Source organism: Methylobacterium longum, from assembly GCF_022179385.1.
GTDB lineage: Bacteria > Pseudomonadota > Alphaproteobacteria > Rhizobiales > Beijerinckiaceae > Methylobacterium > Methylobacterium longum.
In genome coordinates this window covers 233634-249339 of record NZ_BPQS01000006.1, presented here as the reverse complement: position 1 = coordinate 249339, position 15706 = coordinate 233634, and the positions used below count along the sequence as shown (strand labels likewise).

The window sequence follows — 15706 nt, the reverse complement described above, 5'->3', positions numbered from 1 at the left end:
GTGGCAGGTCTCGGGCCGCTCCGACACCACCTACGCCGAGCGCGTCGCCCTCGACCTCGACTACGCCACCCGCTGGAGCCTGCGCCGGGATCTCGCCATCCTCCTGCGCACAATCCCCGCCGTCCTCGCCCAGCGCGGAAGCCGCTGAGCCGGGGTCGCGCCGCGACAGCATGCGGCGCGATCCGGTGAACCGGCCTCGGCCTTACGGATCGACAGATCACCCGCCCTCCCGCTGTTCAGCCGGCATCGAGTCTGGGGTGGATCGGCTCGATGCCTCGCCGTCAACGCGCGTCGAGGATGGTGTTCCGACATGCCTGCGCCGCCCGCAACCGTCGGCGGTGCCCTCGGCTTGAGCCCGCGCCATCTTCTGGGGCGACCCGAAGGCCACCTTTCGGGCGGTCGGTGCTCATTTCTGAGTCAGTCGTCAGAGCAGGTCAGTTCCGCTTCGACACCCTCGTTCGCCGTACCGGTAGTTTGCGCGTCGACGACCCGGTGCACGGCCCTGTGCCATGGCGTGACAGTGCGGGTGGTAAATGATTTGCTAAGATCGGGTGTCGCGTTCGTTGACGGCGGCGGAGAGGATCCTGACTTTGGAAGAGGGTGATCCGAACGGGGGTTCCGACCCACTTTGGTACGATTGTGCCGAGGTCGATACGCCCCCGGGTCTGGTGCTGAATACCGCAGCCTACCTGTTCCTATGGGCGGTGGCCGGTCTCATGCTGTTACCGCGCCTCTACTGGCTTCCGGACCGTCTGTGGTGTCGGGTCGCCAGCCACGTTCAGCGCCGTCGTGAGATGGGGGACAAGCGTCTCTGAACCGAGCGCGACGCCGGCGTCACACGGATCCTCGCACAGATCGCCCTGTTCGCGCGGTCTCTCAAGCGCATCGCGTTCCAGAGCCACAGGTTCCAGACCTTCGTCGATCATGAGTGGTGCCGTGCGACACAGGCGCCAGAACTCGACGAACCCGGCAACAAAGACGGCGATGATCACGACTGACCAGGACATGATCGTCAGTTCCCAGTGCCGAAGGCGTATTCAAGATCGCTCGAAAGCTTGACGTTTCCACAATACGTTCAGCATTCGGCGCGCAGGTGCTGATGTAGTGTCACGAAGCACCGGCGTCAGCGGCGCGGACGTTAGATTCTTCGGCTGAACGGTATCCGCGACGATCTGGCTCCTTGGAGCCGAGCCTGCAGGTCCCAGGGTCGAGAGATCTTCGCATCGTCACTGGACGGCGAGATCCCCGCATCGGCTTCGCGGCGCCAATAGAGAATCGACATTTCGACTGAGCTTGACCGACACGATTGGCGGGCCGGACACGAGTGTACGCTGCTCGATCGGAGCAGTGCGAGCGTCCCGAAAGCTTTCTCCGGCACGAATGATCGCTCCTCCCTTGCGGGAGAAGCGATCATGATACGTCAGGATTGCGGGCGATCGGCGCGCCGCGCGCGAGTTCCTGGACGGTCAGTGAAACGCGCCGAAGAACCACCACGGCACGATGATTGGCAGCGGGAAGCCGAGCAGCCGGAGCAATCCACTGCGCAGCATTACACCCTCACTCTGCCAATATTTGCACGACTGTTGCCGGTTCTCGACAAGTCGATCGCGCTGCTTTCGGAAACTGATGCGTCGATCAGCGAAGAAACATGAAGCAATGCAGCAGAGTAGGTGCGCCGGCGCGCGTGTACCGGTCCGGAGGTGGCGCCGATAGGGCCGGACCTACGCGGTTCTGGGACCCGGTCGCGGGACACGTACCTCGACCATCTGCCCGGTAAGCGGGTTGAGGATCAGCATGACTGCGCGTCTCCGATGGGTGCACCTGGAGAACGCGGTCGTCTCGCTGAAGGATCACTGCGTTCCGTGCAATTGCGCACAAGTGGTGAACGATTTGTTTACCCTGCGGTCCTTCGCCTGAAGCACGCGGTCTTGGAAGAGGGCCAGCCCGCCACCGGTGGTCGCGCGGGGCTGAGCGGACTACGGCGGATACCCTCGGCTCGCCTTGATCGGCGCCGGGTTCGAACAAGTGTCAAGCGGCTGGGACCGGGCGGGGACGCTGAGGATCCAGCCGGCATCCCCGGTGTTTCTCCATATACGGCTTCCAGCAGGAGCATCGCCATGGGTCTGACCGCCTTCCTCGTCTTCATCGTTCCCTGGGCACTTCTGGCCCTCTGGCTGACGCGCACGCCGACCGCTCTGCGTCTGGGCGCACCCGCGGCTCCGTGGCGGGTTATCCCGACCCATCGGGATCTCGCCCGCGCGCAGCGCAGCGAGACCAACCCGCACGGCAAGCGAGCGGCCGATAGCTCGGGGTCCACGAACGGGGGCAGGCTCGACCGAACTGAAATGTCGGACGGTGGCGCCCTACACACCAGCGTCGAACCCACCGAGCCTACCGCTTAGGACAATCATTCGCGCCGGCCGCTCGAACCGGCCACATTGCGGCCGGTAGAATTGTGGGGCTCCGTTCTGCTACCGGCGAGGCTCGTCGCGCGACGCAGATCCCTTTCCGGCGCGGATGAATTTTCCGATGAACAAGCCGACGGGAAGCGAGATCAGGAACCACGTCCGTACAAACCGAAATGCCTTGTGCATGGCTCGCTCCTGATGGCCGCGCGTGGTCCGGTGGCGCCCGCCGGACGTGAGACAGGGTATCCCGCAAGGTCTGCCATCGTGGTGCGGTGACTGCCATCGCGGAATGGCGGGTTTGGTGCGCGGCGGGCGCTCTCCCTCGCCGAACCGCCGGAGCGTTGCCCGCACGCGATAGGGAATACCGCTGCGATCTCGATGATCCCGGCGGTCGGCAGCGCGAAAGGCTTACCGGCCGCGGGTATGGTCAGATGGGGGAATGCGCGCGGTGGCCGGACATATCTCACCGGTGCCGGTGACGCGCGATCCGCTCCCGCGCCGGCCCGTTGTTGCGGTCGCACCCGATGCAGACGCGCGGATCCCAGCGCAGATCGACACCCAGGGGCTTCACGCTGAGCGTTCCGAGCGTGACGGTCCCGGCGCGCTCCACGGGCGCGCGGGCAAAATGCGTCCCGGCGGCGACGGCAGGCACTTCGAGCGCGTGAGCACTGCCGCAGGCCGCGAGCATCAACAGGCTGCACGCCGACCATCGCATCATCGTTCGCCGAGCCGACATCGTTCTCCTTCCCAAGGGGCACGTCTCGTCCGACAACGTCCGGCGAATGGATCGGGTCGCTAAGCAGTGTCTGCGCACGCACAGCCTGATACGCCCATCCGGCAACAGAGTGGTCATGTCTCTCAGCCGGAACTGCCGGCCTTCCGCGACGGATCAGATTTAAGACGGCTGGCGGGTCCGGCGCGGATCGTCCGCCATCGTCCCCGACATGTCCGCGCCGGTCGGCGCACGTCGACCCGCAGGCGGGACCAAAGCGGCCCTGAAGCGCGTGGAACGTAGGATGTCCGGAGGCCGTCGAGAAATCGTCGCCCACGGACCAACGGCCGTTCTGCGATCCCGATCAGCTGGCTGGTCGTTTGTAAGCCGTCAGCCCGTCACGAGGTACGGAGGGACTAAGTCTTGGTGGGCGCACTAGGGTTCGAACCTAGGACCCGCTGATTAAGAGTCAGCTGCTCTACCAACTGAGCTATGCGCCCGATCGCGTCTGCGACCGCCCGGTGGCCACCAAGTCCGTCCGGGGTGGCGGGCTAGTACCAACGTGGCCGGAGGCTGTCCACCCCCGGCCGGTGATTTTCTCATTCGGCAGCCGCATGCTGTGCATGCACGCGCACGGAATGAGCCGAGAGCTTGTTCAGCGCCGAGAGATAGGCCTTCGCGGAGGCAACCAGCGTGTCCGGGTCGGCACCGCGCGCGGTGACGCTGCGCTCGCCGTCACGCAGGCGCACCGAGACTTCAGCCTGCGCATCGGTGCCGCCGGTCACGGCGTGCACCTGATAGAGCTCCAGCTGCGCCTGATGGGGCACCAGCGCCGAGATCGCGTTGAACACCGCGTCCACCGGCCCGTTCCCGTCCGCTTCCTCGATCCGCGTCCCGGTCTCGTCGGCGATGCGGAGGGTCGCGCGCTGCGGCCCCCGGGTGCCGGCGATCACCGAGAGGGAGACCAGCCGGATCCGGTCGTGGGCCGTGGCGAGGTTCTCGTCGACCAGTGCCTCGATGTCCTCGTCGTAGACGTGCTTCTTGCGGTCGGCGAGCGCCTTGAACCGCTCGAACGCGTCCTGGAACTGGTTGTCGGACAGGTGCAGGCCGAGATCCTCCAGCTTGGAGCGGAACGCCGCCCTGCCGGAGTGCTTACCCATCACCAGGGAGGTCTTGGTCAGGCCTACCGAGGCCGGCGTCATGATCTCGTAGGTCTCGGAATTCTTGAGCATGCCGTCCTGATGGATGCCGCTCTCGTGCGCGAAGGCGTTGCGGCCGACGATCGCCTTGTTGAACTGCACCGGGAAGTTCGTGGCGTGGCTCACGAGCTTCGAGGCGCGGGTCAGCATCGTCGACTCGACGCCGGTCTCGTAGGGCAGCACGTCCGCGCGGGTGCGCAACGCCATCACGATCTCTTCCAGAGCCGCGTTGCCGGCCCGTTCCCCGATGCCGTTGATCGTGCACTCGACCTGCCGGGCCCCACCCTCGATTCCCGCCAACGAGTTGGCGATCGCGAGGCCGAGGTCGTTGTGGCAATGGACCGAGAACACCGCCTTGTCGGCGTTCGGCACCCGTTCGCGCACGTTCGCGAACATGTCGCGATATTCCGTGGGCGTGGCGTAGCCCACGGTGTCGGGCAGGTTGATCGTCGTGGCGCCGGCCTTGATCGCCGCCTCGACGCAGCGGCACAGGTAGTCCAGCGGCGTCCGCGTCGCGTCCATCGCCGACCATTCCACGTCCTCGACGAGGTCGCGCGCCTGCGCCACGGTCTTCAGGATGATCGCGATCACCTCGTCCTGGCTCTTGCGCATCTGGTGTGCGAGGTGGATCGGCGAGGTGGACACGAAGGTGTGGATCCGCGCGCGGTTGGCGTGGCGCACGGCCTCGCCGGCCCGGGCGATGTCGGCCGGGATGGCGCGGGCGAGGCCCGCGATGGTCGCGCGCTTGGTCCGCCGGGCGATTTCCGAGACCGCCTCGAAATCGCCGTTCGACGCAATGGGGAAACCCGCCTCGATGATGTCGACGCCCATCGTGTCGAGCAGTTCGGCCACCGCGAGCTTCTCGTCGAAGGTCATGGTTGCGCCGGGGCACTGCTCGCCGTCGCGGAGCGTGGTATCGAAGATCAGGATGCGGTCGCGGGCGGTGGTGCTGGTCGTGGTCATGGCGTTACCCTGTCGCGGGCCGCCCGGCTCCGATTGGCGCGGCGCGGCGTAATGCCCTCACGGGCGGATTCGCGAATGAAAGGCATCCCCTGAAGGCCCAGGCGCGCGCCCGGACGGCCCTCAGGGGCGGGTAAGCAGAAGCGGGAGGGCAAGCCCGACGCGGCGCGCACGCGACCGCGACGCCGTCATGACGGCGCGGGCGATCTTAGGCGCTGAGCCGGCTCTGGCCAAGGCTCGTCTCTCCTGTCGGCGGCCCGCGCGGAGTGGTCTCACGGCGCGGTGCTGCCCGTAGGTAGCCTCGGAGCGGTCGGAACACAAGCGAGACCCGCGCCTCCGGCCGCACCGTCAGGCGCAGTCGGGAACGGCGGCGTCTGGTGGGTCCGCCAGGACCACCGCCGCGAGATCGTCGTAGAACAGCATCTGGCCGGCGGCCCAGCGCTCGAATTCCAGCAGTAGCGTCGGGTCGAAGGCGGTCAGGCGGCCATCGGCGATCCGGATCCATCCGGCGGCGTCCACCTCGCCGAGCAGATTTCCGACATGCGCCCGCGATAGGTCCAGCCGCTCGGCGAGGCCGCGCAGGCTCAGCGGTGCCGCCGCCGGCGCCCGCGGTATCGTGGCGGCGTAGTGGGCACCGACCAGGGCAACGAGCAGGGGGTAGCCGCAGTCCCGGCGGGCGAAATGGAGGATCCGCGGAAACGGTGCGATGAGCGCCCCGTGCCGCAGCACATGGGCCGCCGCCCGGCGGACAAGTTCGCCGAGCCGGTCGGGAGCGGCGAACCCCGCGGCACGGCCCGGATCGCGCTGCGCGACGGCGTCCATGGCGGCGACGAAGAGGCGCCCGGATCGTCCGATCTCGGTCACCAGGGCCGGCGAGGCCCGCAGGCACTTCACGCGCCCATCGCACCGATCCGCGAACGCGGTGACGAACCGCCCGGCCTTCAGGGCCGACACGAAGCCGGCCGTCTGCCGGGGGCTCAGTCCGACCATCGCCTGGAGGGCCGTCAGTGTCGGGCGTGGGCCTCCCCGGTGGCGCCACGCGTAGTCGTTGTGGATCAGCATGAACGAGACCAAGTAGCGTTCGAACTGATTGAGCAATTTGTGGCTGGACCAAACGATCTGCGATGGATCGATCATGGCCTGACAGTAACCGGCGAGCGCCTCGCGGAAATCTCGCTCGGATCGAAGGAGATCGATCCGCTCCCGGAAGTGATCGTCCAACATTCGTGCCCCGCAGCCGCCGGACCCATGACCCCGGGATGCCCCGCGCACGGGATCCGGTCCAGTCTTTCCTGCAAAGTTTGGACTCGATGATGAAGAACCGTCGGGATTACGACTGGGTCTGCTCGGCCCATCCCCGCCGGGACGAGCGGTCCGCCGGGCCATGCCGGCATGGAATGCGAAGGGATCATCGATCGTGTGCGCGCGGCATCGAGCCTTCCTCTCACGGCGCGGCCTGCTTACGGCCGTCGCGGCCGGCACCCTGGCGGCCGCTTCCGCCCGGATCCGGTGCGCCGAAGCGGCCCCCGACGGGGCGGGGTCTCGCGCCATCACGCCCGAGGAGGCCCTGGCACGGCTGCAAGACGGCAACGGCCGCTACGCCGCCAACGCGCCCGCCAACCGGGACTTCTCGGCCGGTCGCGCCGCCCGGGCCGGCGCGCAGTATCCGATCGCCTGCATCGTCGGCTGTGCCGATGCCCGGGTCGCCCCGGACTTCATCTTCGACCAGGGACCGGGCGATCTCTTCGTCGTCCGTGTCGCCGGCAACTTCATGAACACCGACGGCCTCGCCAGCCTCGAATACGGCGTGTCGGTTCTGGGCGCCCCGCTGATCCTCGTCCTCGGCCATTCCGATTGCGGGGCCGTGAAGGCCACGATCGACGTCATGAAGACCAACGCCGTGCTTCCCGGCCATCTGCCGGCGCTGATCGATGCGATCCGCCCGGCGGTCGATCTGGCCGAGAAGGCGCGGGCGCCGGATCCCCTCGCCGAGGCCATCGCCCAGAACGTCCGTCACAGCGTCAGGCGGCTGGAGCAGGCGGGGCCGATCCTCGCGGAGGCCGTCGCCGCCGGGCGGGTGAAGGTCGTGGGCGGCTACTACGAGATCGCCACCGGCAAGGTCGCGTTCCTCTGATCCGGGGCGCGGCCCGCCCCAGCGGTCTCGCGGGCGCCTTGGCCCAAGCGCCTTGCCAAAGCCTCTTGCCCAAGCGGCTTGCCCGGGCGCCTTGCCAACGACGGTCTGCCCTCGATAAAGCCCGCCGGCACGTCGAGACAAACCCGCGAGACCGTCATGGCCAGCTACAAGCTCCTGCTCCTCCCCGGCGACGGGATCGGCCCGGAAGTCGCCGGCGGCATGCAGGTCGTGCTCGATACGCTCAAGGAGACCGGCCTCGCCGCCTTCGAGATCGAGACCGACCTCGTCGGCGGCTGCGCGATCGACGCCCACGGGCGCCCCCTGGCGGACGAGACGCTGGCGCGCGCCAAGGATGCCGACGCGATCCTTCTCGGCGCCGTCGGCGGTCCGAAATGGGCGAGCGTCGCCTACGAGAACCGCCCCGAGGCCGGCCTGCTGCGCCTGCGCAAAGAACTCGACCTGTTCGCCAACCTGCGCCCGGCAATCTGCTACCCGGCGCTCGCCGAGGCCTCGGCGCTGAAGCGCGAGCTGGTCGAGGGCCTCGACATCATGATCGTCCGCGAACTCACCGGCGGCGTCTACTTCGGCGAGCCGAAGGAGATCACCACCCTGGAGGACGGCTCCAAGCGCGCGGTCGACACCCAGGTCTACACGACGGCCGAGATCGAGCGGATCGCCCACGTGGCCTTCGACCTCGCCGGCAAGCGCTCGGGCCGGGTCGCCTCGGCCGAGAAGCACAACGTGATGAAGTCCGGCGTCCTCTGGAAGGAGGTCGTCACCAAGGTCCACGCCGAGCACTATGCGCAGATCGAGCTGGAGCACATCCTGGCCGACAACTGCGCCATGCAGCTGGTGCGCCGGCCGAAGCAGTTCGACGTGCTGGTGACCGACAACCTGTTCGGCGACGTCCTGTCGGATATCGCCGCCATGCTTACAGGCTCGCTCGGCATGCTCCCGTCGGCCTCGCTCGGCGCGGTCGACGCGAGCGGCCTGCGCCGCGCCCTCTACGAGCCCGTCCACGGGTCCGCCCCCGACATCGCCGGCCAGGACAAGGCCAACCCGATCGCGATGATCGGCTCGCTCGCCATGTGCCTGCGCTACTCCTTCGGCCTCGGCGATGCCGCCGACGCGCTCGACGGCGCCATCACCGACGCCCTGGCGGGCGGGGCGCGCACCGCCGACATCGCCGGCGAGGGCACGAACCCCATGGGAACCCGCGCAATGGCGTCGGCGGTGGCCGACGCGCTGCGGGCGCGCGCCCGCTGAGCCGCATCGGGAACGCACCGCGCCCTGCCGCCGTGGTGCCATCCGCGACCTCATCCTGAGGTGGCCGCGTCAGCGGGCTTCGAAGGACGGCTCCGGGGATCAACAGATGGCTGAAGGGCTCCGTCGAGGCCTCCGCTGCGCTCCGGCACCTCGGGCCGGGGACTCGAGCGGCCCTGTCGGACGGGCGGAGAGCCCGCTTTCGGCGCGTCGATGCATCGGGATCGATCCCCAGCCGCCCGTTTCGACGCATGGCGGTCGGGCTCGACCTTCGCTATGACGCGCCCATCGAGGAACGGGAGCGTCATGAAGGCCGGAGACGGGGCGTCTGAGCGCGCGAGCGCGGATTTCGGCTTCGAGCGCGTTGCGCTCGACGAGAAGCAGGGACGGGTCGACAGCGTCTTTCACTCGGTCGCCCGCCGCTACGACATCATGAACGACCTGATGTCGGCGGGCCTGCACCGGGCCTGGAAGGCGCAGCTCGTCTCGATGCTGCGGCCGCCGCAGAATCGCGCCTTCGCGCATCTCGACGTGGCCGGCGGCACCGGCGACGTGGCCTTCCGGGTGCTGGCAGCGGGCGGGCCGCGTACCCGGGTCACGGTGCTCGACATCAACGAGTCGATGCTGCGCGTCGGCGCGGAGCGGGCACGGGAGCGCAACATCGACGAGGCCGGCGACCGGATCGCCTTCGTCACCGGCAACGCCGAGACACTGCCGCTTCCCGACGCGTCCTTCGACGCCTACACGATCGCGTTCGGGATCCGGAACGTGCCGCGGATCGAGACGGCGCTCGCCGAGGCGCGGCGGGTGCTGAAGCCCGGCGGGCGCTTCCTCTGCCTGGAGTTTTCCGCCGTCGACATTCCGCTGCTCGACCGGATCTACGACGCCTATTCCTTCAACGTGATCCCGCGCATCGGGGCCCGGGTGGCGGGGGATGCCGAGTCGTACCGCTACCTCGTGGAGTCGATCCGGAAGTTCCCGACGCGCGGCGCCTTCGCCGGCATGATCGAGCGCGCGGGCTTCCGCCACGTCACCGACCGTCCGCTGACGGGCGGGATCGTGGCGATTCATTCGGGCTGGAAGGTCTCTTGACCGCCACCGCGCGCGACGGGGACCAGCACCGGTGATCGGCGCCGCCATCAACCTATTCCGCGGCGCGCGGGTCGGCTTCGTGCTGGCCCGCGAGGGCGCGCTGGCCTTCGCCGATCCGTCCGAGATGCCGCCGCACCTCCGGCTCGCCCTGCGGCTCGGACGCTGCCTCGAGCGGCCCGGCATCGGCGACGGCGCCGCGCGCCTGTCCGTTGCGATGACCCGCCTCGGCCCGTCCTACGTCAAGTTCGGCCAATTCCTGGCGACCCGGCCCGACATCGTCGGCATGCGGGCGGCCTTCGATCTGGAGACGCTGCAGGACCGGGTGCCGCCCTTCCCACAGGCAATCGCGCTGCGCACCGTCGAGGCCGCTCTGGGCAAGCCGGTGAGCGCGCTGTTCGTGTCGTTCAGCGAGCCTATCGCCGCCGCGTCGATCGCGCAGGTCCACAAGGCAGTGGTGCAGGACGCCGACGGCACCCAGCGCACGCTCGCCGTCAAGGTGATGCGGCCGGGCGTCCGCGAGCGCTTCATGCGCGACCTCGAGGTCATGCGCTTCATGGCCCGGGTGGTGCATGCGCTGTCCCCGCAGGCGGAGCGGCTGCGCCCCCGCGAGGTGGTCGAGATCCTCGCCCGCTCCGTGCTAATGGAGATGGACTTCCGCCTGGAGGCGGCGGCCGCCTCTGAACTTGCGGAAAACACCAGGGACGACCCTGACTTCCGCGTGCCGAAGCCCGAATGGGAGCTGACCGCCCGCGAGGTGCTCTCGGCGGAATGGATCGAAGGCACCCGGCTCCACAGCGCGGCGGAACTCGCCGCAAGCGGGCATGATCCGCAGATCATCGGGCGGACCGTCATCCAGAGCTTCCTGCGGCACGCGATCCGGGACGGCTTCTTCCACGCCGACATGCACCAGGGCAACCTGATGGTCGATGCCGAGGGCCGGCTGGTGGCCGTGGATTTCGGCATCATGGGCCGGCTCGGCGCGAACGAGCGCCGGTTCCTCGCCGAGATCCTGCTCGGCTTCATCCTGCGCGACTATCGCCGGGTGGCGAAGGTCCATTTCGAGGCGGGCTACGTGCCGGCGCATCATTCCGTCGAGGATTTCGCACAGGCGATCCGTGCGATCGGCGAGCCGATCCATCAGCGCCGGGCCGACGAGATCTCGATGGCCAAGGTGCTCACGCTCCTGTTCGACGTGACCGCGCTGTTCGACATGAGCACCCGGACGGAGCTGGTCATGCTCCAGAAGACCATGGTGGTCGTGGAGGGCGTCGCCCGATCCCTCGATCCGCGCCTCGACATGTGGACCACCGCCGAGCCGGTGGTGCGCGCCTGGATCGCCCGCAACATGGGGCCGATCGGCCGGGCGCAGAGCGGCCTGGATGCGCTGCGGGTCATGTCCGACGTGGTCGGCGACATCCCCGACCTCGCCATGCGGCTCAAGCGGGTGCTGATCCGGCTGGACGAGACCGGCAACGACGAAGCGCTCCGCCTGGAGCGCTTGGCACGCACCGAAGGGACCCGGGCGATCTGGTCGACGCTGGCCCTGTGGGGCATCGCAGCCGGCGCGCTGATGCTGGCGTTCCGGGGACTCTGATCCTGCGTCCGGTCATAGCCCGGGGGCGACGAACCCTATCGCCCCGCGCGTGCGGCGGACAGGTGCGGAGCGGTGCTCGGGTGTCGACCGGAGGGCTCGCGTTGATCGCGAAGGCTGACGACGCTCATCCCGGATCCACGGCCGCCGGCATCAGCGCGCGCAGCTCCCGCGCCAGCTCGCCGAGGCCTGTCTCACCTTTGGCCAGCACCCGGTCGGCCTGACCGGCCAAGCGGCGCCGATCGTCGGCGGTAATGTCCTTGGCGGTGAGCACCACCACCGGCACGTCGCGCCAATCCGGTCGAGCGCGCAGTGCGCGCAGGAAGCCGAAGCCGTCCAGCTCCGGCATCATCAGGTCGAGAAGAATCAGGCTGGGCCGCTCGGCCTCCACGCGTTCGAGGGCGCGGACGCCGTTCTCCGCCTCGCGGACCGGGAATCCCTCGCGCCGCAAATAGGCGCAGACGTGCCCGCGCGCGTCGGCCTCGTCCTCGACTACGAGAATCGGTCCGTCGCGGGTCGCGGGCTGGAACCGCTCCACGATCTGGCGCAGGCTGACCCAGTCGATCGGCTTCTGCAGATAGTCAGTCGCGCCCAGCGAGAAGGCGAGGTGCTGCTCGTCGAGGATCGACACCATCACGATCGGGGTCGCGCCGATCTCGGTGTCGGCCCGGATCGCCCGCAAGACCGCCCAGCCGTCCATCTGCGGCATCGTCACGTCGAGGAGGACGGCACGGGGGCGCAGGCTGCGGGCGAGTTCCAGGCCGCGCCGGCCATCCTCAGCCACCGCCACGGCGAAGCCCTCCCGCTCCAGGAAGCGGGCGAGCAGGTCCCGTGTCGCGGCGTCATCATCCACGACCAGGATGGTGACCCTGCCGTTCCGCACCGTCTCCGCCTGCTCTGCCTCCGCTCCGCGGAAGCGGGCCGGCAGCGTCAGCGTGAAGGTCGTACCTTCTCCGTCCCGGCTCTCGACCGCGATGGCGCCACCGAGCATCTCGGCGAAGGCGCGGGTGATGGCAAGGCCGAGGCCGGTCCCGCCGAACCGCCGCGTTGTCGAGGCGTCGGCCTGGGTGAACCGCTCGAACAGCTTGCCGACCTGCTCGTGCGTCATGCCGATGCCGGTATCGGCGATGCGGATGCGCAGATCCGCGCCGACGCGGTCGGCCGCCAGGCTGATCCGGCCGTTTTCGGTGAACTTCGCCGCGTTGCTCAGGAGATTGATCAGGCACTGGCGCAGCTTCGTAACGTCGGTGTGCGCCGTGCCGAGATCGTCCCCGAGGTCCAGAGCCAGCGTGTTGTTCTTCTTCGCGATGAGGCCCTCGACGGTGGCGGCGACGTCCTGAATGACCGCGGCGACGTCGAAATCCTCGGCGTGGATTTCGACCCGGTCCGCCTCGATCTTCGAGATGTCGAGCACGTCGTTGATCAGGCCGAGGAGGTGCCGCGCGTTGGCCTCGATCTTCTTCATGTCGGCGATCAGGTCGGGCTGGCCCAGATCCTCCAGCTCCTCCTGCACCATCTCGGAATAGCCGATCACCGCCGAGAGGGGCGTGCGCAGTTCGTGGCTCATGTTCGCCAGAAACTGGCTCTTGGCGGCGTTGGCCGCCTCCGCGGCCGCCCGCGCCGCCTCGATGGCCGCCTCCGCCTCCTTGCGCTCGGTGATGTCGGTGTGGGTGCCGACCCATTCGCGCAGCGTTCCGTCGGATTCGAGGATCGGGACGGCGCGCACGCTCATGTGCCGGTACGCGTTGGACGCGGTTCGGATCCGGTGCTCGGTGGCATAGGGTTCCAGGGTCGTCACCGCCCGTGACCATGCGGCCCTCGTATGCGGTCGATCCTCGGGATGAACCGCATCGAGGAAGCCGAGCCCCGCATAGGCCGCCTCGTCCTGGCCGGTGAAGCGGCTCCAGGCGACCTGCCGCCGGTGCAGGCTACCCTCCGGATTGGCCGTCCAGACGATGGCGGCGCTGGCCTCGATCAGCGAGCGAAAGCGTTCCTCGCTGCGGCGCAGGCGAGCCTCGGCGAGGTGGCGGATGGTCTCGTCGACCACCACGAGGCCGACGCCCTCGACCTCCTGGCCGGGGCCGTCGGCGGGGCCGCGGAGCGGGTAGAAGCTCATCGAGAACTGGCGCACGCCCCCCGGAGCCGAAGGGGCCGGGACCGCCACCGGGACGTCGGGCGAGACCAAGCCCTCCCGAAGCGCCGCGGCGAGCTTGGCAGCCAGCGCGTCCTGGAGGGTCGGCAGCATCGCCCAAATGGGCGCGCCGAGATCGGCACCGAACCCCCGCTCGCTCATCGTGGCCAGCGACCGGTTCATGTGCCGGATCTTCAGATCGCGGTCGAGAAAGCCGAGGCCGACGGGCGCGTTGGCCAGCACGCCGTCGAGGAGCCGCGACATGCGCAGCGACTCCTGACGTCGGACCAGGGCGAGGCGCGCCAGCAAGACGATGGCGCCCAGGGCCGCCGCTCCGGTGAGCAGGAACAGGATCAGCCCGCGCCGGTACTCCCGGACCTGCAGGGCAGCGAGCTCCTGCGCGGCGGTCTCCTGGCGCGCGGCCGCCTCGATGCGGATCGCGTCCATCAGGCGCTTGCCATCGCCGGTCCGGACGAGGTCGGTCGCCGCGTCGAACCCCTGCTGACGGCGGGCCGCGACCACCCGAGCCGCGAAGTCGCGCTTCTGCGCGATCAATCCCGCCAGCGACGGGCCGCCGGCGCGGACAGGCTCCTGCGCGGCCGAGCCGAGACTCGACAGCTCCGTCTCGATACGCGTCAGCGCGCTGGTGTACGGCGCGAGGTAATCTTCGCTGCCGACCAGCACGAAGCCCCGCTCCCCGGTTTCCAGGTCCTTGACCTCGGAGATCAGGCGTTCGACGCCCGCGATGGTGGCGTTCGTCCGCGCGGTTGCCGCGCGGTCCGCTTCGCCCGCCAGATAGTTCGCCATCCCGGCCGCCAGCGACACGACGACGAGCAGGAACGCGGAGGGCGATCCGAGCAACGGTCCGAGCGGATTGGCGCCGCGCCAGTTCCTGCGGCGCAATCCGAAGATCGATCCGCCGCCGGGCGCGCCGCTCACGTCTCCACCAGCCCGGTGCTGGTACCGGACGCCTCTGAATCGGGTCGGCCATGCGGCAGGGCCAGGTATTCCCGGGACCGCATCTCGATCAGGCGCGAGACGGTCCGGTCGAACTCGAAGGCCTCCCGGCCGGTCTCGGCGGTGTAGAGATCCTGCGCCTCTGCGGCCGCGGAGGCGACGAGCTTCACGTGGCGGTCGTAGAGCGTGTCGACCAGCGTGATGAAGCGTTTGGCTTCGTTCCGCTCGGCTTCCCGCATCACCGGGATCCCGTCGAGGATCACCGTGTGGAAGGTCCTGGCCAAAGCCATGTAGTCGGAGGCGCCGAGGGGCTTGCGGCAGAGGTCATCGAAGTGGAAGCGGGCTACGCCGCTCGCCTCCTCGGGGATTTCGACGTCCCGCCCGTGCACCTTGACGATGGCGGTGCGGCCCCGGGCCTTGCCGGTGAGCCCCCTGAAGGCGGCATCGAGGGCCGCGCGTGCGGTGTCGTCCGCCGGCACGTGATAGACGGCCGCGCCGCCGAGCTTCTCCAGGCGGAAGTCGGTCCTTGCGTCGAGGCGCACCATCTCGACCCGCTCCTTCAGCGTCGCGATGAAGGGCAGGAACAACGCCCGGTTCAGTCCGCCTTCGTAGAGCCGGTCCGGCTCGACATTCGAGGTCGCCACCACGGTGACGCCGCGCCGGAACAGGTGTCCGAACAGCCGGCCCAGGATCATCGCGTCGGCGATATCGGTGACGGTGAACTCGTCGAAGCACAGCAGGGTCGCCTCGTCGGCGAGCTGGTCGGCCACGGGGCCGATCGGGTCGTCGCCCTTGACGCTACCGGCCTTCAGCGCCTGCCGGTAGGCGTGGATCCGCTCGTGAGCGTCCGCCAGGAAGCCGTGGAAGTGGACGCGCCGCTTCGGCTCCGGCGCCGCCTCGTGGAACAGGTCCATCAGCATGGTCTTGCCGCGCCCGACCGAACCCCAGACGTACAGGCCCCGGGGCTGTTCGACCTCGTCCTTGCGCCGGAACAGCCAGCCGAGGGCGCTGGTCTTGCTGGCGCGCTTTTGACGCTGGAGATCCTGGATCAGCCGGTCCAGGGCCCGCACCAGCCGCGTCTGGGCGGGATCGCGCTCGATAGCGCCGCCGGCGACCAGCGCCTCGTACCGCTCGTGGACCGGGCCCGGGGAGACCGCACTGGCCCGCGCCTCGGCAGAGGGTGCCTGTTGGTTGCCGGATCTCTCGCTCACGCCGCCGGTCCCTCGCAGCTCGCCGCGGCGCCAGCCCGGCACCGCCCG

13 protein-coding genes and 1 tRNA gene are annotated in these 15706 nt (G+C 69.1%); 7 read left to right on the top strand and 7 right to left on the bottom strand.

Annotated features, from left to right (window positions below):
* Nucleotides 1-148 (top strand): sugar transferase (locus tag MFF58_RS08345; RefSeq protein ID WP_238286599.1); only part of this gene is annotated, 148 nt, incomplete at its 5' end.
* A 574-nt stretch (nt 149-722) separates the two neighbouring features.
* Here the strand turns inward: MFF58_RS08345 and MFF58_RS08340 are convergent.
* A complete protein-coding gene (locus MFF58_RS08340; protein WP_238286577.1) occupies nt 723-1007 on the bottom strand; it encodes a hypothetical protein in 285 nt (94 codons plus the stop codon).
* A 462-nt stretch (nt 1008-1469) separates the two neighbouring features.
* Here MFF58_RS08340 and MFF58_RS08335 point away from each other — a divergent pair, with 462 nt between their 5' ends.
* Together MFF58_RS08335 and MFF58_RS08330 are read left to right on the top strand one after the other, a co-directional pair.
* Nucleotides 1470-1652: a hypothetical protein gene (locus MFF58_RS08335; protein WP_238286575.1), complete on the top strand. Its 183-nt coding sequence runs from the start codon at nt 1470-1472 to the stop codon at nt 1650-1652.
* A gap of 465 nt (nt 1653-2117) precedes the next feature.
* The gene (locus MFF58_RS08330; RefSeq protein WP_238286573.1) at nt 2118-2402 is read left to right on the top strand and encodes a hypothetical protein; all 285 of its coding nucleotides are present in this window, start codon (nt 2118-2120) and stop codon (nt 2400-2402) included.
* A 469-nt stretch (nt 2403-2871) separates the two neighbouring features.
* On the opposite strand, the gene MFF58_RS08325 is transcribed toward MFF58_RS08330, so the two are convergent.
* From MFF58_RS08325 to MFF58_RS08310, 4 genes are all read right to left on the bottom strand, one after another.
* On the bottom strand, nt 2872-3099 hold the full coding sequence (locus MFF58_RS08325; protein ID WP_238286571.1) for a hypothetical protein: 228 nt from the start codon (nt 3097-3099) through the stop codon (nt 2872-2874).
* 445 nt (nt 3100-3544) lie between these two features.
* Nucleotides 3545-3620, bottom strand: a tRNA-Lys gene (locus MFF58_RS08320).
* Nucleotides 3621-3719: 99 nt separating this feature from the next.
* Nucleotides 3720-5282 (bottom strand): 2-isopropylmalate synthase, encoded by a 1563-nt coding sequence (locus MFF58_RS08315; protein ID WP_238286569.1) that lies wholly within the window; start codon nt 5280-5282, stop codon nt 3720-3722.
* A 345-nt stretch (nt 5283-5627) separates the two neighbouring features.
* Nucleotides 5628-6503, bottom strand: a complete 876-nt coding sequence (locus tag MFF58_RS08310) for a hypothetical protein (RefSeq protein ID WP_238286567.1) — start codon at nt 6501-6503, stop codon at nt 5628-5630.
* A gap of 193 nt (nt 6504-6696) precedes the next feature.
* Here MFF58_RS08310 and MFF58_RS08305 point away from each other — a divergent pair, with 193 nt between their 5' ends.
* The 4 genes from MFF58_RS08305 (at nt 6697) to ubiB (ending at nt 11362) form a co-directional block, all read left to right on the top strand.
* Nucleotides 6697-7413 (top strand): carbonic anhydrase, encoded by a 717-nt coding sequence (locus MFF58_RS08305; protein ID WP_238286565.1) that lies wholly within the window; start codon nt 6697-6699, stop codon nt 7411-7413.
* A gap of 156 nt (nt 7414-7569) precedes the next feature.
* On the top strand, nt 7570-8679 hold the full coding sequence (gene leuB, locus MFF58_RS08300; protein ID WP_238286564.1) for a 3-isopropylmalate dehydrogenase: 1110 nt from the start codon (nt 7570-7572) through the stop codon (nt 8677-8679).
* A gap of 303 nt (nt 8680-8982) precedes the next feature.
* The gene (ubiE, locus tag MFF58_RS08295; protein WP_238286563.1) at nt 8983-9768 is read left to right on the top strand and encodes a bifunctional demethylmenaquinone methyltransferase/2-methoxy-6-polyprenyl-1,4-benzoquinol methylase UbiE; all 786 of its coding nucleotides are present in this window, start codon (nt 8983-8985) and stop codon (nt 9766-9768) included.
* 31 nt (nt 9769-9799) lie between these two features.
* Nucleotides 9800-11362: a 2-polyprenylphenol 6-hydroxylase gene (gene ubiB, locus MFF58_RS08290; protein WP_238286562.1), complete on the top strand. Its 1563-nt coding sequence runs from the start codon at nt 9800-9802 to the stop codon at nt 11360-11362.
* Between the two features lie 124 nt (nt 11363-11486).
* On the opposite strand, the gene MFF58_RS08285 is transcribed toward ubiB, so the two are convergent.
* Together MFF58_RS08285 and zapE are read right to left on the bottom strand one after the other, a co-directional pair.
* Nucleotides 11487-14429 (bottom strand): response regulator, encoded by a 2943-nt coding sequence (locus MFF58_RS08285; RefSeq protein WP_238286561.1) that lies wholly within the window; start codon nt 14427-14429, stop codon nt 11487-11489.
* Complete coding sequence (gene zapE / locus MFF58_RS08280) at nt 14426-15658, bottom strand: cell division protein ZapE (protein ID WP_238286560.1); 1233 nt, start codon at nt 15656-15658, stop codon at nt 14426-14428. The genes MFF58_RS08285 and zapE overlap by 4 nt, the downstream gene beginning before the upstream one ends.
* Nucleotides 15659-15706 lie beyond the last annotated feature (48 nt).

What these genes read in the sequence shown, in the direction of transcription:
- MFF58_RS08330 (WP_238286573.1), top strand. Translation starts at nt 2,118, where the DNA reads ATGGGTCTGACCGCCTTCCTCGTCTTCATCGTTCCCTGGGCACTTCTG.
- leuB (WP_238286564.1), top strand. Translation starts at nt 7,570, where the DNA reads ATGGCCAGCTACAAGCTCCTGCTCCTCCCCGGCGACGGGATCGGCCCG.
- ubiE (WP_238286563.1), top strand. Translation starts at nt 8,983, where the DNA reads ATGAAGGCCGGAGACGGGGCGTCTGAGCGCGCGAGCGCGGATTTCGGC.
- MFF58_RS08310 (WP_238286567.1), bottom strand. Translation starts at nt 6,503, where the DNA reads ATGTTGGACGATCACTTCCGGGAGCGGATCGATCTCCTTCGATCCGAG.
- MFF58_RS08340 (WP_238286577.1), bottom strand. Translation starts at nt 1,007, where the DNA reads ATGTCCTGGTCAGTCGTGATCATCGCCGTCTTTGTTGCCGGGTTCGTC.
- MFF58_RS08315 (WP_238286569.1), bottom strand. Translation starts at nt 5,282, where the DNA reads ATGACCACGACCAGCACCACCGCCCGCGACCGCATCCTGATCTTCGAT.